This is a genomic window from Cellulomonas sp. FA1 (genome assembly GCF_000986825.1).
Classification (GTDB): domain Bacteria; phylum Actinomycetota; class Actinomycetes; order Actinomycetales; family Cellulomonadaceae; genus Cellulomonas; species Cellulomonas iranensis.
This window is the reverse complement of the sequence record NZ_LBMY01000001.1, coordinates 3,530,714-3,548,410: the sequence shown is the minus strand read 5'-3', so window position 1 is coordinate 3,548,410 and position 17,697 is coordinate 3,530,714. Positions and strand designations below refer to the sequence as shown.

The 17,697-nt window shown below is 75.3% G+C and carries 18 protein-coding genes; 3 read left to right on the top strand and 15 right to left on the bottom strand.

Annotated features, from left to right (window positions below):
* Positions 1 to 7 precede the first annotated feature (7 nt).
* Positions 8 to 280 (bottom strand): hypothetical protein, encoded by a 273-nt coding sequence (locus GY42_RS16020; protein ID WP_152667356.1) that lies wholly within the window; start codon positions 278 to 280, stop codon positions 8 to 10.
* 130 nt (positions 281 to 410) lie between these two features.
* Positions 411 to 1,322 (bottom strand): LysR family transcriptional regulator, encoded by a 912-nt coding sequence (locus tag GY42_RS16015; protein ID WP_046530078.1) that lies wholly within the window; start codon positions 1,320 to 1,322, stop codon positions 411 to 413.
* A gap of 72 nt (positions 1,323 to 1,394) precedes the next feature.
* Here GY42_RS16015 and GY42_RS16010 point away from each other — a divergent pair, with 72 nt between their 5' ends.
* Complete coding sequence (locus tag GY42_RS16010) at positions 1,395 to 2,327, top strand: EamA family transporter (RefSeq protein ID WP_046530077.1); 933 nt, start codon at positions 1,395 to 1,397, stop codon at positions 2,325 to 2,327.
* Positions 2,328 to 2,347: 20 nt separating this feature from the next.
* Here GY42_RS16010 and ispF read toward each other — a convergent pair whose 3' ends face one another.
* From ispF to GY42_RS15995, 3 genes are all read right to left on the bottom strand, one after another.
* Positions 2,348 to 2,836 (bottom strand): 2-C-methyl-D-erythritol 2,4-cyclodiphosphate synthase, encoded by a 489-nt coding sequence (gene ispF / locus GY42_RS16005; RefSeq protein WP_046530076.1) that lies wholly within the window; start codon positions 2,834 to 2,836, stop codon positions 2,348 to 2,350.
* The gene (gene ispD / locus GY42_RS16000) at positions 2,833 to 3,576 is read right to left on the bottom strand and encodes a 2-C-methyl-D-erythritol 4-phosphate cytidylyltransferase (protein ID WP_052748449.1); all 744 of its coding nucleotides are present in this window, start codon (positions 3,574 to 3,576) and stop codon (positions 2,833 to 2,835) included. The genes ispF and ispD overlap by 4 nt, the downstream gene beginning before the upstream one ends.
* A 91-nt stretch (positions 3,577 to 3,667) precedes the next feature.
* Positions 3,668 to 4,150, bottom strand: a complete 483-nt coding sequence (locus GY42_RS15995; RefSeq protein WP_046530074.1) for a CarD family transcriptional regulator — start codon at positions 4,148 to 4,150, stop codon at positions 3,668 to 3,670.
* Between the two features lie 346 nt (positions 4,151 to 4,496).
* On the opposite strand from GY42_RS15995, the gene GY42_RS15990 reads away from it, so the two are divergent.
* A complete protein-coding gene (locus GY42_RS15990) occupies positions 4,497 to 5,069 on the top strand; it encodes a hypothetical protein (RefSeq protein ID WP_046530073.1) in 573 nt (190 codons plus the stop codon).
* Between the two features lie 75 nt (positions 5,070 to 5,144).
* On the opposite strand, the gene pstB is transcribed toward GY42_RS15990, so the two are convergent.
* The 6 genes from pstB to GY42_RS15960 form a co-directional block, all read right to left on the bottom strand.
* Positions 5,145 to 5,924, bottom strand: a complete 780-nt coding sequence (pstB, locus tag GY42_RS15985) for a phosphate ABC transporter ATP-binding protein PstB (RefSeq protein WP_046530072.1) — start codon at positions 5,922 to 5,924, stop codon at positions 5,145 to 5,147.
* Between the two features lie 38 nt (positions 5,925 to 5,962).
* Positions 5,963 to 7,021 (bottom strand): phosphate ABC transporter permease PstA, encoded by a 1,059-nt coding sequence (gene pstA, locus GY42_RS15980; RefSeq protein WP_046530071.1) that lies wholly within the window; start codon positions 7,019 to 7,021, stop codon positions 5,963 to 5,965.
* The gene (gene pstC, locus GY42_RS15975; protein ID WP_046530070.1) at positions 7,021 to 8,025 is read right to left on the bottom strand and encodes a phosphate ABC transporter permease subunit PstC; all 1,005 of its coding nucleotides are present in this window, start codon (positions 8,023 to 8,025) and stop codon (positions 7,021 to 7,023) included. Before pstC ends, pstA begins: the two co-directional genes overlap by 1 nt.
* A gap of 133 nt (positions 8,026 to 8,158) precedes the next feature.
* On the bottom strand, positions 8,159 to 9,289 hold the full coding sequence (gene pstS / locus GY42_RS15970) for a phosphate ABC transporter substrate-binding protein PstS (protein WP_046530069.1): 1,131 nt from the start codon (positions 9,287 to 9,289) through the stop codon (positions 8,159 to 8,161).
* Between the two features lie 154 nt (positions 9,290 to 9,443).
* The gene (locus GY42_RS15965) at positions 9,444 to 10,154 is read right to left on the bottom strand and encodes a response regulator transcription factor (RefSeq protein ID WP_046530068.1); all 711 of its coding nucleotides are present in this window, start codon (positions 10,152 to 10,154) and stop codon (positions 9,444 to 9,446) included.
* Positions 10,151 to 11,440 carry a sensor histidine kinase gene (locus GY42_RS15960; protein ID WP_046530067.1) on the bottom strand — a complete coding sequence of 430 codons (1,290 nt, stop codon included), beginning with the start codon at positions 11,438 to 11,440 and terminating at the stop codon, positions 10,151 to 10,153. The genes GY42_RS15965 and GY42_RS15960 overlap by 4 nt, the downstream gene beginning before the upstream one ends.
* A gap of 148 nt (positions 11,441 to 11,588) precedes the next feature.
* Between GY42_RS15960 and phoU the strand changes: the two genes are divergently transcribed.
* Entirely contained in the window at positions 11,589 to 12,263 is a 675-nt protein-coding gene (gene phoU / locus GY42_RS15955; protein ID WP_046530066.1) for a phosphate signaling complex protein PhoU, read from the top strand.
* Positions 12,264 to 12,486: 223 nt separating this feature from the next.
* Here phoU and GY42_RS15950 read toward each other — a convergent pair whose 3' ends face one another.
* From GY42_RS15950 to GY42_RS15935, 4 genes are all read right to left on the bottom strand, one after another.
* Positions 12,487 to 13,227, bottom strand: coding sequence for a phosphoglyceromutase (locus GY42_RS15950; protein ID WP_046531123.1), 741 nt, complete (start codon positions 13,225 to 13,227; stop codon positions 12,487 to 12,489).
* Between the two features lie 72 nt (positions 13,228 to 13,299).
* Positions 13,300 to 14,634 carry a glycosyltransferase gene (locus GY42_RS15945; RefSeq protein WP_046530065.1) on the bottom strand — a complete coding sequence of 445 codons (1,335 nt, stop codon included), beginning with the start codon at positions 14,632 to 14,634 and terminating at the stop codon, positions 13,300 to 13,302.
* A gap of 260 nt (positions 14,635 to 14,894) precedes the next feature.
* Positions 14,895 to 15,977: a lactonase family protein gene (locus GY42_RS15940; RefSeq protein WP_046530064.1), complete on the bottom strand. Its 1,083-nt coding sequence runs from the start codon at positions 15,975 to 15,977 to the stop codon at positions 14,895 to 14,897.
* Between the two features lie 353 nt (positions 15,978 to 16,330).
* Positions 16,331 to 17,626 carry an ROK family transcriptional regulator gene (locus GY42_RS15935; RefSeq protein WP_082131604.1) on the bottom strand — a complete coding sequence of 432 codons (1,296 nt, stop codon included), beginning with the start codon at positions 17,624 to 17,626 and terminating at the stop codon, positions 16,331 to 16,333.
* Between the last annotated feature and the right edge of the window lie 71 nt (positions 17,627 to 17,697).

Genomic DNA, 17,697 nt, shown 5'->3' with positions numbered 1-17,697 from the left:
GGGGGGATCAGCCTCCGACGCGGGGCAGCGCACCCGTGACGGGCGGCCACACCGGCGGCAGGTCCGTCGGCGGCTCGAGCGCGACCGTGGGGCGCGCGAACTCGTCGACCTGCTGGAGGCCCGCGAACGTGGCGCGGAGGGTCTCGAGCGAGACCCGGTCGCGCTGCCGCACCGGCAGCCCGGGGACGCGCTGGGGCAGACCGCGCGGACCGAGCGCCGGCACGGTGCTGCCGGGTGCGGGCGCGGCGGTGCGCCCGTCGTCCGTCGATGGCACTGTCACGGCGTCGGACCGTACCGGTGATTCGCCCGGTTCGCGACGAGCTCCGCGACCCCTGCCGCACCACGGCCGGGGTCCGCGCGCCGAGGTTCACCCGCCCGGGTGGAAGCGTGTCCACATCCTGACACCGCGGTCAGGACGTGGACGCGGCGACGTCCGCGGCGAGCGCCCGCAGCTCGGTGAGCACGCGCTGCACCGCGACCCGGCGCGCACGGTCCGGGCGCAGCAGCACCTCGACCAGGCGACCCGCGCGCACGTCGCGCAGCGGCAGCAGCCGCAGCCCGGAACCCGGCCCCGCGCGCGTCGTGAAGCGCGGCAGCAGGCTCACGCCGTGCCCCGCGGCGACGAGCGCCTCGACGACGTGGAAGTCGTTGATGCGGTGCACGACCCGCGGCTCGACGCCCGTGCGCACGGTCAGCTCGTCGAGGACGCGCGCGACCGGGAACCCCTCCCGCACGGCGATCCAGGGCAGGTCGACCAGGTCCCCGGGTGCGACCGACCCGCCGGCCGCCAGCGGGTGGTCGGACGGCACGGCCACGTCGAGCGGCTCGCGCAGGAGCGGCTCGACCACGACGTCGGCCCCCCACCCGACGCCGCCGTCGGGCCGGTGCGCGACCACGAGGTCGAACCGGTCGGTCAACGCGACGAACCGGTCCTGCGCGACGTCCTCGTCCGCGCACTCGACCGTCACTCCCCCGAGCGCGGCGACGCGGCCCAGGAGGCCCGGGAGCAGCAGCTCGGCGCCGCTCGAGAACGCGCTGACGGTCACGGTCCCGCCGGGGCTCGCCACGAACGCGTCGCACGCGGCACGCGCGCGCTCGAGCGCGACGGCGACGTCGAGAGCGGCGTCCGCGAGCGCGTGGCCCGCGGGGGTGAGGCGCACGCCGCGTCCCGCGCGCTCCGTGAGGGCGACGCCGACCTCGCGCTGCAGCGTCGCGAGCTGCTGGGACACGGCGGACGGCGTGAGGTGCCGCACCGCCGCGGCCGCGGTGACGCCGCCGTGCGCGCGCACCGCCCGCAGCGTCGCGAGGGCGGACGGATCCATGCAGTGACGCTACATCGTCGCTGCAGGTCTTTTCGATGGTGCTGCACGGTCGAGCCCCGCAGACTCGACCGCGTGCCGCTCCGTCACCGCCTGCTCGCCGCCCTCGTCGCCGTCACCTGGGGCCTCAACTTCGTCGCGATCCACCTGTCGCTCCAGCAGTTCCCGCCGTTCCTGCTCGTGGCGCTGCGGTTCGCGGTCATCGCCGTCCCCACGGTCCTGCTGGTCCCCCGGCCGCGCGTCGCGTGGCGCTGGGTGCTGGGCTACGGGCTCGGCTTCGGCGTGCTGCAGTTCCTGTTCCTCTACCTCGCCATGGACACCGGCATGCCGACCGGTCTCGCGTCGCTCGTGCTGCAGTCCTCGGCGCCGTTCACCGTGCTCCTGGCGGCCGCGCTGCTGCGCGAGCGCCTCAGCCCGCGGCAGGGCCTGGGCGTCTTGGTCGCCGTGCTGGGGCTCGGCGGCATCGCGGTGCACCGCGCCGGGCTGGACGGCGGCGCGACCCTGCTGCCCGTCGTCCTCACGCTCTGCGGCGGCCTCGGCTGGGCGCTCGGCAACCTCGCCAACCGCCAGGCCCGCACCGACGCGCCCTTCCGTCTCGTGCTGTGGATGTCGGTCGTGCCCCCGCTGCCGATGCTCGCGGTCTCGCTCCTGGTCGAGGGCCCGGACGCCGTGGCCGCGTCGTTCCGGGGCCTCACGTCGCCCACCGGACTCGCCGCCCTCGGCGGTCTCGCGTACACCGTGCTCGTCGCGACGCTCGTCGGCACGGGCCTGTGGACGTGGCTCATGACGCGCCACCCGTCGAGCGTCGTCGCACCGTTCTCGATGCTCGTCCCCGTCGTCGGGATCGCGGCGTCGTGGCTCGTGCTGCGCGAGGCCGTGCCGCCCGTCGAGCTCGCGCTCGGCGCCGTCGTGGTCGGCGGCGTGCTGCTCGGGTCGGCGCCCGCGCGTCGCCGTCCCGCACCGACGCAGGACGCGCCCACGCCGGTCCCGGCGGTCACCGCCGGCTAGCGAGCGGCGCCCGTGGGACGTCAGTCGGTCCCGAGCGAGACGAGCGCCGTCGCGATCGCCGCGACCCCCTCGCCGCGGCCCGTCAGGCCCAGCGCGTCGGTCGTCGTCGCGGACACCGTCACGGGCGCGCCGCACGCCATCGACAGCACGGCCTGCGCCTCGACGCGACGCGGGCCGAGCTTCGGCCGGTTGCCGATCACCTGCACCGCGACGTTGCCCACCGTGAAGCCCGCCGCCCGGACGCGCCGCGCCGTCTCCGCGAGCAGCGCCGCACCGGACGCCCCCGCCCACCGCGGGTCAGACGTGCCGAACTGCGCCCCGAGGTCGCCCAGCCCGGCGGCCGAGAGCAGCGCGTCGGCCGCCGCGTGCGCGGCGACGTCCGCGTCGGAGTGCCCCGCGAGCGGCCGCTCCCCGGGCCACTCGAGGCCCGCGAGGTGCAGCACCGCGTCGGGCGCGGGGTCGGGGTCGTAGGCGTGCACGTCGACGCCGATGCCGGTGCGGAGGTTCACGCGAGCGCTCCCGTCGTCAGGGCCTGCGCGACCAGCAGGTCGCGGGCCGTCGTCACCTTCGCCGCGCGCTCGTCGCCCGGCACCACCCACACCGCGACGCCAGTCGCCTCGACGAGCCCCGCGTCGTCCGACGCGGCGGTCGCCTCGGACGCGCCGCGCCCGGTGCCCACCGCGTGCGCGCGCTCGAGCACGTCACGGTCGAAGCCCTGCGGCGTCTGCACGGCCACGAGGTCCGCACGCGGCACGGTCTCGACCACGGGCCGTCCGCGCTCGTCGCCCTGGCCGACCCGCTTGACGGTGTCGACCACCGGGAGCCCCGGCACGACGGCGACGTGCCCCGCGCGCACCGCGTCGGCGACCCGCGCCACCAGGTCCGCCGGGACGAAGGGGCGCGCGGCGTCGTGCACCAGCACGACGTCGACGTCGTCGGTGAGCTCCGCGAGACCCGCCGCGACCGACTCCTGACGCGTGCGCCCGCCCCCGACGACGTCGAGCCGGACCTCGGCCGCGGCCGCGTCGACCACGTCGTCGAGCAGCGCCGCGACCACGTCGAGATGCGTCTCGGGCGCCGTGACGACCAGCTGGGAGACGGCGGCACCGTCCGCCGTGCGCGCCGCGAGCAGGGCGCGTGCGGCGTGGACCACGAGGGGTTCGCCGGACACGGGCACGAGCGCCTTGGGCAGCGTGTGCCCGAGGCGCGTGCCGCTCCCGGCGGCGGTGAGGACGGCGGCGATGGTCATGTGCGCATCGTGCCCCGTGCGGCGGGGCGCACGGGTCCCCGACACAGCAGACGGCCCGGGCGGCGTGCACCCGGACCGTCGTGCGTGCGGATCAGGAGGCGAGGACCTCGTCGAGGATGGCCTCGGCCTTGTCCTCCTCGGTCTTCTCGGCGAGCGCGAGCTCCGAGACGAGGATCTGGCGAGCCTTGGCGAGCATGCGCTTCTCACCGGCCGACAGGCCACGGTCGGCGTCGCGCCGCGACAGGTCGCGCACGACCTCCGCGACCTTGATGACGTCGCCCGACTGGAGCTTCTCGAGGTTGGCCTTGTAGCGCCGCGACCAGTTGGTGGGCTCCTCGGTGTACGGGGCGCGCAGCACCTCGAACACGCGGTCCAGGCCCTCCTGGCCGACGACGTCGCGAACACCGACGAGGTCGACGTTCTCCGCCGGAACCTCGATGGTCAGGTCACCGTGCGCGACCTTGAGCTTGAGGTAGATCTTCTCCTCGCCCCGGATGGTCCGGCTCTTGATCTCCTCGATCTTGGCTGCACCGTGGTGCGGGTAGACGACGGTCTCCCCAACAGTGAAAGTCATCTGCAGGTGTCCCCTTTCGCAGACGTGTATGGTATCACGCCGGATTGCCGTGATTTCCGGCGCTTCCCGGGCGTCCGCCCAGGTCAGAGGCTCGTCACCCGCCCGTCGCACGCGGTTCGCGCGACGGCCGCGCACGCCCCGGCACGCCGCGACGGCGCCCGCGGGGCCCGGCGCGCGACCGTCGCAGGACCCGCGCACGACCCCCGCAGCACCCGCCCGGCACCCCCGCAGCGGCGCGCCACGGGTAGGCTGACCTGCGGCTCCCCGCGCTACCACACGCGCGTGGGTGCCGGTCGTGACCACCGTCCCACCCCGCCCCCGCGCGCGAGACCGAGCAGGAGCCCTCGTGACCCGCCTCCGCCCCCGCACCGCCCGGACCGCCGCCGGTCTGGCGGCCGCCGCCGTCCTCGCGCTGAGCGGCTGCTCGGCCACCAACCCGATCGCGACGATCGCGGACTACCAGCCGTCCGACGGCGTCGCGACCACGGTCGGCGACGTGCGCGTGCTCAACATGATCGTCGTCGCGCAGGCCGAGGGGCAGCCCGGCACGCTCACCGGTGCGCTGGCCAACGGCTCGTCGCAGGACGAGACCGTCACGCTCACGATCGCCGGCGAGGAGGTCCGCGTGCCCGTCGCCGCGTCGACCACCGTGCTGCTCGGCGCCCCCGACGCGCCCCCGCGCTACGAGACGGCCGACGTCGAGGTCGCCGCCGTCGACGCCGCTCCCGGCGGGCTGACGACCGTCACGGTCGCGACCGCGTCGAGCGGCTCCGTGCAGCTCCAGGTGCCCGTGCTGAACGACAAGCTGCCCGAGTACCAGGCGCTGCTCCCCGACACCACCGCGACGTCGACCGCCACGCCCGCCGCCACGCGCGACGCGTCGCAGCCGTCCGGCCAGGAGGGCGACGAGGAGGGCTGACGCCCCCGACCCCGCACCACGCACGACGGGCCGACCACCGCGCGGTGGTCGGCCCGTCGTGCGTGCGGGGACGGCTCAGCCGAAGCGGCCCGAGATGTAGTCCTCGGTGGCCTGCTCGCGCGGCGACGAGAACATCGTCGCGGTGTCGTCCATCTCGATGAGCCTGCCCGGCTTGCCGGTGCCCGCGATGTTGAAGAACGCCGTGCGGTCCGAGACGCGCGCGGCCTGCTGCATGTTGTGCGTGACGATGACGATCGTGTACTCCGACTTGAGCTCGGCGATGAGGTCCTCGATCGCGAGCGTCGAGATCGGGTCGAGCGCCGAGCACGGCTCGTCCATGAGCAGCACCTGCGGCTTGACGGCGATCGCGCGCGCGATGCACAGGCGCTGCTGCTGCCCGCCCGACAGGCTCGAGCCCGGGCGCGCGAGGCGGTCCTTGACCTCGTTCCACAGGTTCGCGCCGCGCAGCGACCGCTCGACGAGGTCCTGCTGGTCGCCCTTCGACATGCGGCGGTTGTTGAGGCGCACGCCCGCGAGCACGTTGTCCGCGATCGACATCGTCGGGAACGGGTTGGGGCGCTGGAAGACCATGCCGATCTGCCGGCGCACCGTCACCGGGTCGACGTCGGTGCCGTACAGGTCCTGGCCGTCCATGAGCGCCTTGCCCTGCACGCGCGCACCGGGGATGACCTCGTGCATGCGGTTGAGGGTGCGCAGGAACGTCGACTTGCCGCAGCCGGACGGGCCGATGAGCGCCGTGGCCTGCCGCGCCTCGATGGTCATGTTGACGCCCTCGACGGCGAGGAAGTCGCCGTAGAAGACGTCGAGGTCGGAGACGTCGATCCGCTTGGACATGGGGAGGGTCCTTCCTTCGGGTCGGAGCGGGCCCGCGGTCAGCGGGCGCCCTTCGGGGCGAACCAGCGGCTGACGAGCCGGGCCACGAGGTTGAGGAGCATGACGATGAGGATGAGCGTGAGCGCCGCGGCCCAGGCCCGGTCGATGCCGGTGCCGCCCTGCTCGTACTGGCGGTACGCGAACACGGGGAGGGTCGCCATGCGGCCGTCGAACAGGTCCCAGTTGACCTGGGTCACCAGGCCGACGGTCAGCAGGAGCGGCGCGGTCTCGCCGATGACGCGGGCGACCGCGAGCATGACGCCCGTGACGATGCCGGCCGCGGCGGTGCGCAGCACGACCTTGACGATCGTCAGCCACTTCGGCACGCCCAGCGCGTACGACGCCTCGCGCAGCTCGTTGGGCACGAGGCGCAGCATCTCCTCGACCGAGCGGATGACGACGGGCGTCATGAGCAGCGCGAGCGCGACGGCCCCCATGACGCCCGCGCGGTACGCGGGGCCGAAGACCAGCGTGAACAGCGCGAACGCGAACAGGCCGGCGACGATCGACGGGATGCCCGTCATGACGTCGACGAGGAACGTGATGGCCCGCGCGAGCGGACCGCGCCCGTACTCCACGAGGTAGATCGCCGTGAGCAGGCCGATCGGCACCGAGATCACCGCCGCGGCGAGCGTCACCATGAGCGTGCCGACGACCGCGTGCCGGATGCCGCCGTCGGTCATGTCGCCGAAGATCCCGACCATGTCGGTCGTGAGGAACGACCAGCTGAACGACGTCGAGCCGCGCGTGAGCACCAGCAGCAGGAGCGAGACCAGCGGGATCAGCGCGAGCAGGAACGAACCCGTCACGAGCGTCGTCGCGAGCCGGTCGGCGGCGCGGCGCGGCCCCTCGACCACGCGCGAGGTGATGCTCAGCGACAGCACGTACAGCGCCGCGCCGAGCGCGACGACGCCGGGCACGCCGGGCGTCCCGGCGACCAGCAGCACGAGGAACGCGAGCACGAGCGCACCGCCCGCGAACCCCCACGGGGCCCACGACGGCAGCCGCCGGTACGTGGCGTCGGCGAGCAGCCCGGCGGGGGCGACGTCGGCGGTCATCAGTTGGCTCCCGAGAACTCGGCGCGCCGCGCGATGATCCAGCGCGCGGCGAAGTTGACGGCGAACGTCACGACGAACAGCGCGAGACCCGTCGCGATGAGCGCGCTGACGCTCAGGCCGCTCGACTCGGGGAACTTCGAGGCGATGTTGGCGGCGATGGTCTGGTGCTGCCCCGGCTTCAGCAGGAAGAACGAGTAGAGGAACCCGGGCGAGATGACCATGAGCACGGCCATCGTCTCGCCGAGCGCACGCCCCAGGCCGAGCATCGCGGCGCTGATGACGCCCGAGCGGCCGAACGGCAGCACGGCCATGCGCACCATCTCCCAGCGCGTCGCGCCGAGCGCGAGCGACGCCTCCTCGTGCAGGCGCGGGGTCTGCAGGAACACCTCGCGCGAGACGGCCGTGATGATCGGCAGGATCATGACGGCGAGCACGACCGACGCCGACAGCACGTTCTTGGCGGGCGCCTGGTAGCCCTCGAAGAGCGGGACGAACCCGAGCGTCGACGACAGCCACGTGAACACCGGGTCGAGCTGCCCGATGAGCCACAGCGCGCCCCACAGGCCGTAGACGACCGACGGGATCGCCGCGAGCAGGTCGATGAGGTAGCCCAGGCCCTGCGCGAGCCGGCGCGGCGCGTAGTGCGAGATGAACAGCGCGATGCCGATCGACACGGGCACCGCGAGCAGCAGCGCCAGCACCGAGGCCAGCAGCGTGCCGAAGACGAGCGGCCCGACGTACGCGGCGACCGAGGACGCGTTGAACCACGAGATCGCCTCGAGGTCCTCGGACGACGCCGTGAGGGCCGGCCACGCCTCCATGACGAGGAAGACGGCGACCGCGGCGAGCGTCACGAGGATGAGGACGCCGGCGCCCGTGGACAGGCCCGCGAAGACGCGGCTCGCGACGCGTCCGGTCGAGGCGGCGCGCACGGCGGCGCCCGCGTCGGCGGGCGCCTGCGGGTCGGCGCCCCGCTGCGGGGGTGTGCTGGTGGTGACGGCCACGGCTGCTCCGGGTGTGGTCCGCAGGGGCGGGGAGGGTGGGGCGGTGCTCAGGGGCGGTGCGGGCACGCCCCCGCCCCGGGGCCGGCGACGGGCCGGTCCCCGGGGCGGGTGCGCGCCGCGGTCATCCGTGCGGTCAGCTCGCGACCGTGATGGCGTCGATCGCGGCCTGCACCTTGGTGCGCAGGTCGTCCGAGATCGGCGCGGAGCCCGCGACGCTCGGGTCGGCCGCGCGCTCCTGGCCCTCCGGGCTCGCGACGTAGGACAGGTACGCCTTGACGTTGTTCGCGTCCGACTCGGAGTCGTACGTCGAGCAGGCGATCGAGTACGACACCAGGACGAGCGGGTAGGCGCCCTTCTCGGTGGTCGTGCGGTCGAGCTCGACGACCAGGCGCTTGTCGGTCGCGTCCGCCGCGGCGGGCGACGCGTCGACGACCTTCGCGGCGGCCTCGGCCGAGAACGGCACGTACTCGTCGCCGACCTTCAGCGCGACCGTGCCCAGGTCGCCGGCGCGCGACGCGTCGGCGTAGCCGATCGCGCCCTCGGCGCCCGAGACCGTGTCGATCATGCCCTGCGTGCCCTTGCCGGACTGCCCGCCGGACAGCGGCCAGTCGCCCGAGGCCTCGTGCGGCCAGGCGCCGTCCGACGCCGCCGCGAGGTACTCGGTGAAGTTCTCGGTCGTGCCGGACTCGTCGTTGCGGTTGACCGGGATGATGCCCGTCGACGGCAGCGTGACGTCGGGGTTCTCCGCGGCGATCGCCGGGTCGTCCCACGTCGTGATCTCGCGGTTGAAGATCCTCGCGATCGTCGCGGCCGAGAGCTGCAGGTGCTCGGTGTCGAGGTCGGGCAGGTTGTACACGACCGCGATCGGGCTGATGTAGAGCGGGAGCTCGAGGGCCTCGCCGCCGAAGCAGCGCTCGGCGGCCTTCTCGATCTCCTCCGGCTTGAGCGCGGCGTCCGAGCCGGCGAACTGGACGCCGCCCGAGAGGAACTGCTCGCGGCCGCCGCCCGAGCCCGCGGCGTCGTAGCTGACGGCCACGTCGGGGTACGTGTCGTTGAAGCCGGCGATCCAGCCGGCCACGGCCTTCTCCTGCGACGAGGCGCCCGCACCGGCGAGCGAGCCGCTCAGCTCGGCCGCGGAGCCACCGCCGGCGCCCGACGTCTCACCCGGCTCCGCCGAGGAGGTCGAGGAGCACGCGGCGAGCGCGAGCGCGAGCGCGCCCGTGAGGGCGACCGCACCGAAACGCTTGTGGGGGGTGAGCTTCACTGTGTCCCGTCCTGTCGGTCCGCGCGCACCGGTCGGTGCGCGGCCGACGCCGACGGTAGGGGCGGCAGGTGACCGCACCGGCGGTGCTCGGTGAACCCCGGGTGAACGGTGGTCGACCAGACGCGCGTCCGACTGCGACGTGCGTCACGGCGCGTCAGTCCTCCGTGCCGTCCGACAGCTTGTAGCCCAGCCCGCGCACCGTCGTGAGCAGCGTCGGCGCGGACGGGTCCGCCTCGATCTTCGCGCGGATGCGCTTGACGTGGACGTCGAGCGTCTTGGTGTCGCCCACGTAGTCCGAGCCCCACACGCGGTCGATGAGCTGGCCCCGCGTGAGCACGCGGCCCGGGTTGCGCAGCAGCATCTCGAGGAGCTCGAACTCCTTGAGCGGGAACGGCACGAGCACGCCGTCGACGTGCACCGTGTGCCGGTCGACGTCCATGCGGACGTTCGCGACCTCGAGCGTGCCGTCGTCCTCGCCGTCGTCCGACGACGCACGGCCCGCCGACTCGCGGCGCCGCAGCACCGCGCGGATGCGCGCGAGCAGCTCGCGCGACGAGTACGGCTTGGTCACGTAGTCGTCGGCGCCCAGCTCGAGGCCCACGACCTTGTCGATCTCGTCGTCCTTGGCCGTGAGCATGATGACCGGCACGTCGGACTCCAGGCGCAGCCGACGGCACACCTCGGTGCCCGGCAGTCCCGGGAGCATGAGGTCGAGCAGCACGAGGTCGGCGCCGTGCTCGGCGAACGCGTCGAGCGCGTCGGGCCCCGTCGCGGCGGTCACGACGTCGTAGCCCTCGCGGCCGAGCTGGTAGGACAGCGGGTCGCGGTAGGACTCCTCGTCCTCGACGAGCAGGATGCGGGTCACGGGGTGCTCCTGGAGAGGTTCGGCGGCGTGCGCGGCTCGCGGCGCGCCGGGGCGTCGGTCGGGTGGTCGGGTGCGCCGGGCGCACCCGACGTCGACGAGGTCGTGCCGGCGGCGTCCGGCGCGTCCGCGGCGGACGCGTCCGGCACGTCGTCGCCGCGCGCGTCGGCCACCGGGAGACGGAGCGTGAACGTCGAGCCCCGGCCGGGCTGCGACCACACCGACACGTCGCCGCCGTGGTCCGCCGCGACGTGCTTGACGATCGACAGGCCGAGCCCGGTGCCGCCCGTGTCGCGCGAGCGCGCGGGGTCCACGCGGTAGAACCGCTCGAACACGCGGTCCTGGTCGGCCTCCGCGATGCCGACGCCCTCGTCGACCACCGCGATCTCGACGAGCTCGCCGCGGCGCCGGACGCCCAGGCTCACGCGCGTGCCCTCGGGCGAGTACGCGACCGCGTTGTCCAGCAGGTTGCGCACGGCCGTGACGAGCAGGTTGTGGTCGCCGAACACCGTGACCCCGCGGTCGCCGCCCGCCGCGATGCGGATCTGCTTGGCGTCGGCGCCCGTGCGCGCGCGGTCGACGGCCTCGGCGACGACGTCGTCGACCCCGACCGCCTCGACGTCCTCGAGCGCGCCCGCGACCTGCAGGCGCGACAGCTCGATGATCTCGTGCACGAGCGCCGACAGCCGCGCGGCCTCGGCGCGCATGCGCCCGCTGAACCGGCGCACCGCCTCGGGGTCGTCGGCCGCGTCCTGCACGGTCTCGGCCAGCAGCGACAGCGCGCCCACCGGCGTCTTCAGCTCGTGGGACACGTTGACGACGAAGTCGCGTCGGATCGCCTCGAGCCGGCGCGCCTGCGTGAGGTCCTCCGCGAGCAGCAGCACGTGGTCCGGCGTCACCTGCGCGACCCGCACCTGGACCATGAGCCGCGCCGGGCCGACCGGGCCGCGCGGCACGTCGAGCTCCTCGTCACGGATCACGCCGTCGCGGCGCACGTCCGTGACCATGTCGCGCATCGCGGCGTGCACGAGCCGCCCGTCGCGCACCAGGCCCAGCGCGTGCGCGGGCGGGCTCGCCCGTACCACGCGGTCCTGCGCGTCGAGCACCACGGCCGCCGAGCGCAGCACGGCCAGCGTGCGCACCAGGCCGTCCTCGAGCTCCGGCTCGGGCTGCGGCGGCACACGGCGCTGCTCGCGCTCGCTCCACCGGAACGCCGCCATCGCGACCGCGCCGACGAGGACGCCGAGCACGCCCGCCGCCAGCGGCACGGCATCCAGGAACCACTCCACGGGGCCACACTAGGCGCGGCTCCGCGGGGCTCCGCGCCACCGACGGCGCGGGACCACGAACCGCCGCCGGCTGTTCACCTGCCGGGCGGCGCTCGTTCACCGACGCGTGCCACCGTGTGGGCTGCACACGCGCAGGGAGAGGGAGCACATGCGGGACATCTTCGAGGCCGAGCTCACGCAGCTCGGCCAGGACCTGGTCGCCATGGCCGGCCGGGTCGAGCAGGCCATCAGCAGCGCGGGGATCGCGCTGCTCACCGCCGACCTCCAGCTCGCCGAGTCCGTGATCGCCGACGACCTCGCGATCGACGCGCTCGAGCGCGACCTCGACGACCGCTGCGTGCGGCTGCTCGCGCAGCAGCAGCCCGTCGCGACCGACCTGCGGGTCGTCGTGTCGGCGCTGCGCATGAGCGCGTCGCTCGAGCGCATGGGGGACCTCGCGCGGCACGTCGCGCAGGTCGCACGGCTGCGGTACCCCGGGACGGCCGTGCCGGCCGGGCTCGAGCCGACGTTCACGCAGATGCAGGACGCCGCCGTGCGCGTCGCCCGCCGCGTCGCGACCCTGCTGGAGACGCGGGACATGGCGCTGGCCGAGTCGATCCAGCAGGACGACGACCTGCTGGACGCGCTGCACTCCGACACGTTCACCGCGATGCTGTCGGGCCCGTGGGAGCGCAGCACGCAGGAGACCGTCGACGTCACGCTGCTGGGCCGCTACTACGAGCGGTTCGGCGACCACGGCGTGTCCGTCGCGCGGCGCATGGTCTACCTGGTGACGGGTGACCTCGCCGACGCGCTGGACCCGGCCGCGGTGCGGGGCGCCTGACCGGCACCCGTGCCGTCCGCGGGGCCGACCGCCCCGCCACGGACGACGAGGCGTCCGTCCCGGGGAGGGGGCGGGCGCCTCGTCGCGTCCCGGCCCCGGGGTCCGCACCGACGACGACGGCCGGCCCACCCGTGGGTGGACCGGCCGTCGTCGTGCGTCAGCGGTGCGTCAGGGCGTTCAGCGACCCTGGGTCAGGGCGTTCAGCGACCCTGGGTCAGGGCGTTCAGCGACCCTGGTTCGCCACGGCCGCGATGGCCGCCTCGGCCGCCTCGGGGTCGAGGTACGTGCCGCCGGGGTTCGTCGGCTTCAGCGTCTCCTCGTCCAGGTGGTAGACGAGCGGGATGCCCGTGGGGATGTTGATGCCCGCGATGGTCTGCTCGTCGACGTCGTCGAGGTACTTGACGATCGAGCGGATCGAGTTGCCGTGCGCGGCGACCAGGACCGTCTTGCCGGACTTCAGGTCGGGCACGATCTCGGCGTCCCAGTACGGCAGCGCGCGCTCGAGGACCTGCGCGAGCGCCTCGGTGCGCGGGATCGGCTCACCGGCGTAGCGCGGGTCCTGGTCCTGCGAGAACTCGGTGCCGAGCTCGATCTCGGGCGGCGGCACGTCGTACGAGCGGCGCCAGAGCATGAACTGCTCCTCGCCGTACTCGTCGAGCGTCTGCTTCTTGTTCTTGCCCTGCAGCGCACCGTAGTGACGCTCGTTGAGGCGCCACGAGCGCTTCACGGGGATCCACAGGCGGTCGGCCACGTCGAGCGCGTAGTTCGCGGTCGTGATCGCGCGGCGCAGCAGCGACGTGTGCACGACGTCCGGGAGCACACCCGCGTCCGTCAGGAGCTTGCCGCCCCGCTTGGCCTCCTCGACGCCCTTCTCGGAGAGGGGGACGTCCACCCAGCCGGTGAACAGGTTCTTCGCGTTCCACTCGCTCTCGCCGTGGCGGAGCAGCACGAGGGTGTAGGTCATGACGTCCATCCTGCCCCAGCCCGGCGGGCCCCGCAGGGACGTCCGTCCCGCGGTCCGCGGGACGCGCGCGGGTCAGCGACGCGCCTCGCCCGCGACCGCGTAGACCTTGAGGAGCTGGTCCGCGGCCGTCGTCCACGCGTACCGCTCGGCGACCCGCCGCGCGCCCTCGCCCCAGCGCGCGCGTCGCCCCGGGTCCGCGAGCGCGTCGGCGAGCGCGTCGGCCCACACCGCGGGGTCGTGCCCCGGCACGAGCCGGCCCGACACGTCGTCGTCGACGACCGTGCGCAGCCCGCCCACGGCGGCCGCGAGCACGGGCGTGCCCGTGGCCTGCGCCTCGACCGCGACCAGGCCGAACGACTCCGAGCGGGACGGCATCGCGACGACGTCGGCCGCGCGGTACCACGCGGCGAGCTCGTCGCGCGGCGCCGGCGGGCGCACCACGACGTCGTCGTCGACGCCGAGCGTCACCGCGAGCGCGAGCAGCTCGCGCACCGCCGTCGGACGCCCGCTCGGCCCGCCCAGCACCACGAGCTGCGGCACGGGACGACCCGTGGCGCGCAGCACGCCGAGCGCGCGGACCAGCACGTCGGGCGCCTTGAGCGGCTGCACGCGCCCCGCGAACAGCACCACCGGCCGGTCGGTCGGCAGGCCCAGGCGACGCCGCGCGTCGGCCCGCGCGCCGGGGCCGCCGGGCCGGAACCGGTCGAGGTCCACGCCCGGCTCGACGACGTGCACGCGCTCCGGGTCCGCGCCGTACAGCTCGACGAGCTCGCGCGCCTCGACGGGCGTCGACGCGACGAGCGCGTCCGCGTCCGCGACGACCTGCTCCTCGCCGACGACGCGCACGGTCGGCTCGGGCGCGTCACCCGGGCCGAGGTTCGCGTTCTTCACCTTCGCGAGCGTGTGCGCGGTGTGGACCAGCGGCACCTCCCAGCGCTGCGCCGCGATCGCCCCCACCTGGCCCGACAGCCAGTAGTGCGAGTGCACGACGTCGTACCAGCCGGGCCGGCGCGCCGCCTCGGAGCGCAGCACGCCCGCCGCCATGCCGCACAGCACGCCGGGCAGGTCGTTCTTGTCGAGCGCCTCGAACGGCCCCGCGGGCACGTGGTGCACCAGCACGGGCGGCGTGACGCCCGGCGGCACCTCGTCGGCCAGCAGCACGCCCCGCGCGTCGGCGTCCGTCAGCCCGCGCCCCGCGGCGTCGGCGCCGTCGAGGACCACCGTCTCCGGCACGTCGGACCGGGTGGCGCGCGTGAACACCTCGACGCGCGCACCCCGCGCCGCGAGCGCGTGCGCGAGCTCCAGCACGTACACGTTCATGCCGCCCGCGTCGCCCGTGCCGGGCTGGTCGAGCGGCGACGTGTGCACCGAGAGCATGGCGACGCGCGGCGCCCGGTCGGTGGTCACCCCCCATTGTGGACCGCCGCCGGGGCGGGCACGCCACCGGTGCCCACCGGCCGGACCCGCCGCTCCGGCGCGCACCCCGGGCGCCGACGGACACGGTCGCGGCTCGACGGACAGCCGCACGCCGCTGTCCGTCGTCCGCACGGGTGTCCGTGGACGCGCGCGGCGGGAAGGCGCGGGGAGCGGGAGGGCGCGCGGGGCGGGAGCGCGCGGGCGGGCGTCGGCGAGAGTCCGGCCGCACCGCGGCGTGCGGCGTGCGCGTATCAGGCGGTGACGACCGGGACGACGCACGCCGGCGAGCGCAACGCGACCTCCGCCACCTGGGTGCCGTCGGGGCCCTGCACGACGAGCGCGTGCGCGTCCTGCAGCGCGACGACCGTCCAGCCGTCGACGACCGCGAGGTGGCGGGGCGTCGGGCCCGGCAGCGGCGCGGTGCGCGGCTCGCCGAGCGTGCCGTCCGCCCGGACGTCGTAGGAGGTCACCGCGTCGGGGCCCCGCAGGCCGAGCGCGCGCACGCCCAGCAGCAGACGGTCGCCGTCGAGCAGCACGTGCGACGGCGAGCGGCGCACGCCGTCGGCCGCCTCCGCCGCGGGCACCGCGGGCACCGTCCGGCGGGGTGCACCGGTCGCCGTCGGCGCGTCCCAGGCCAGCACGTGGACGGTCGCGTCGAGCTCGCCCGCGACGTACAGGTGCGCGCCGTCGGCGGCGAAGACGACGTGGCGCGGGCCCGTGCCCGGCGGCAGCCGGGCGGCCACGCCGTCGGCCACCAGGGACCCGTCGGCGGTCCGCGCGTAGCGGCGCAGCTCGTCGGTGCCGAGGTCGGCCACGAGCACGTGGCGGCGGTCGGGCGTGAGCGCGACGAAGTGCGCGTGCGGGCCCTCCTGGCGGTCGCGGTCCGGGCCCGACCCGGTGTGCGGCAGGACCTGCGCGGGCACCCCCGCGGCGGTGACCTCCGGGCGGAACGCGCCGTCGGGCGTCAGCGGGACGACCGCCAGCACGCCGTCGACGTAGTTGGCGACGAGCAGCGCGTCGTCGACCACGAGCAGGTGGCACGGCGCCGCACCGCCCGACGTCACGGTCGCGCGGGGCGTGAGGCCGCCGTCGGCGGTGACCTCGAACGCCGTGACCGTGCCGCGCTCGCTCTCCCCCACCGCGTACAGCCAGCGGCCGTCGGGGTGCGTCGCGACGAACGTGGGCGCGGGCGTCTCGACGACGAGCCGCGGCACCCCCAGGGCGCCGGTGGCGCGGTCGAGGTCGACACGCCACACCCCCTCGCCGAGCCCGGACTCGGTGCCGATGCCGGCGTGCGGGAAGGTGCCGATCCACAGGGGTGTCGTCGCGTTCACGGCGACGACCCTACGCAGGGATGCCGTGGTCGACGCGGCCGTCGGCGCACCTGCGGGGCTGCACCACCGGGGCCGGGCCGCCGGCGGGTGGCCCGACCAGGGCCGGACCACCGGCGGGGCGGCGACCACCGGGTCACCAGCAGCGGGTCCTTCGCGAGGCCCCGGTTGTCCGCGACGTGGGACGTGTCACCCGCGAGACCGGGCTGGGGTGGCTCATCGGCCCGATGAGCGACGTCAGCCCGGTCGCGCGGCTGACCGGTCCTGGCATCCGGACGCGGACGTGCTGCCGGGACGCGACGGCTCCGGAGAGACGGCAGCTCGGGACGCGGCGACGACCGACGCGCGCCGGCGGGTCAGGACGCCGCGGCGATCCAGGGGGTCGGGTCGGCGACGACCGTGCGCAGCACGGCGAGCGCGCCGCCCGTCATGGCCGGGTAGTCCCCGGCGCGCGAGCGCGACACCGACGGCGACGACCAGTCGGCGAAGATCACGCGGTCGGCGAGCGCATCGGCCACGGCGCCGCGGACCTCGTCGAACACGAGCCCGAACGTGCCACCCAGGACGATCTCGCTGACGTCGACGACGTTGGCGACGGTCGACACCGCGAGCCCGAGCCAGCGCCCGGCGGCGCGCACGGCCTCGAGTGCCACCGGGTCACCCGCCGCGACGGCCGCGACGACCTCGGCGAACGGCGTCCCGGGTGCCAGGCCCGCGGCGCGCGCGATCGCGTCCTGCCCGGCGCGCTGCTCGAGTGAGACGGGTGCGCTCGCACCCGGGCCGGCGTCGACGACGACGTGCCCGATCTCGCCGCTCCAGCCGTGCCGACCGAGGAAGATCTCGCCGTCCAGCACCAGCGCGCCGCCGACGCCGACCTCACCGGACACGTAGAGGAACGACGGCGCCACGGCCCCGCGGCGGGCGTGCGCCTCGGCGCGCGCAGCGAGGTTGGCCTCGTTGGCGACGCGCGGCGGCAGACCCGCGAGCACGGGGTGCGCCGCGAGTCGCGCGACGACGTCGACGTCGCGCCAGCCCAGGTTGGGTGCGTAGCGCAGCGGGCCCGTGATGCGGTCGACGAGCCCCGGCAGCGCGAGCGCGGTGCCGGCGACGCGGACCCCGTCGGCCGACAGGGCCGCGAGCACGGGGCCCGCGAGCGCGGCGAGCCGGTCGAGGACGACGTCGGGGTCGCTCTCGCGCAGGTCGCCGCGCTCGACCGTCTCGACGAGCACGTCGCCCGCGAGGTCGACGGCGCGCAGCCCCAGGTAGTCGACGTTCACCTCCATGCCGACGCCCGCGACGCGGCCGGGTGCGGGCGCGAGCGGCACGGCGGGCCGGCCGGCGCGCGCGACGACGACGGGGTCGAGCTCGCGCACGAGCCCCGCCTCGATGAGCACGTCGACCAGGCCGGTGACGGTGCCGCGCGACAGTCCCGTCGCGGCGGCGATCTGCGCGCGCGACGGGGGCTCGGTCGCGTCGACGACCTGCGCGAGCGCGACCGACAGGTTGTGCGTGCGCATCTGCGCCTGCCGGGCCGCGCGCTGCGGGTCGGGCACGCGCTCGGCCGCCCGGCCCTCCCGTGTGCGGGGCGTCCGGGGACGCTCCGCGGCGACGTCGCCGGGGGCGGCGTCGGGTGCGTCGTCCGTCCTCGGCATGGCTTGACCCTACCGAGACCGCGGGATAAATTCATCCCGAGAACAAAACCGGGGTCGCCATCGACGCGCCT

Excerpts from the sequence above, each read along its gene's own strand:
- GY42_RS15995 (WP_046530074.1), bottom strand. The coding sequence starts at position 4,150 with ATGACTTTCACTGTTGGGGAGACCGTCGTCTACCCGCACCACGGTGCA.
- GY42_RS16015 (WP_046530078.1), bottom strand. The coding sequence starts at position 1,322 with ATGGATCCGTCCGCCCTCGCGACGCTGCGGGCGGTGCGCGCGCACGGC.
- phoU (WP_046530066.1), top strand. The coding sequence starts at position 11,589 with ATGCGGGACATCTTCGAGGCCGAGCTCACGCAGCTCGGCCAGGACCTG.
- GY42_RS15950 (WP_046531123.1), bottom strand. The coding sequence starts at position 13,227 with ATGACCTACACCCTCGTGCTGCTCCGCCACGGCGAGAGCGAGTGGAAC.
- pstB (WP_046530072.1), bottom strand. The coding sequence starts at position 5,924 with ATGTCCAAGCGGATCGACGTCTCCGACCTCGACGTCTTCTACGGCGAC.
- pstA (WP_046530071.1), bottom strand. The coding sequence starts at position 7,021 with ATGACCGCCGACGTCGCCCCCGCCGGGCTGCTCGCCGACGCCACGTAC.
- ispD (WP_052748449.1), bottom strand. The coding sequence starts at position 3,576 with ATGACCATCGCCGCCGTCCTCACCGCCGCCGGGAGCGGCACGCGCCTC.
- GY42_RS15935 (WP_082131604.1), bottom strand. The coding sequence starts at position 17,626 with ATGCCGAGGACGGACGACGCACCCGACGCCGCCCCCGGCGACGTCGCC.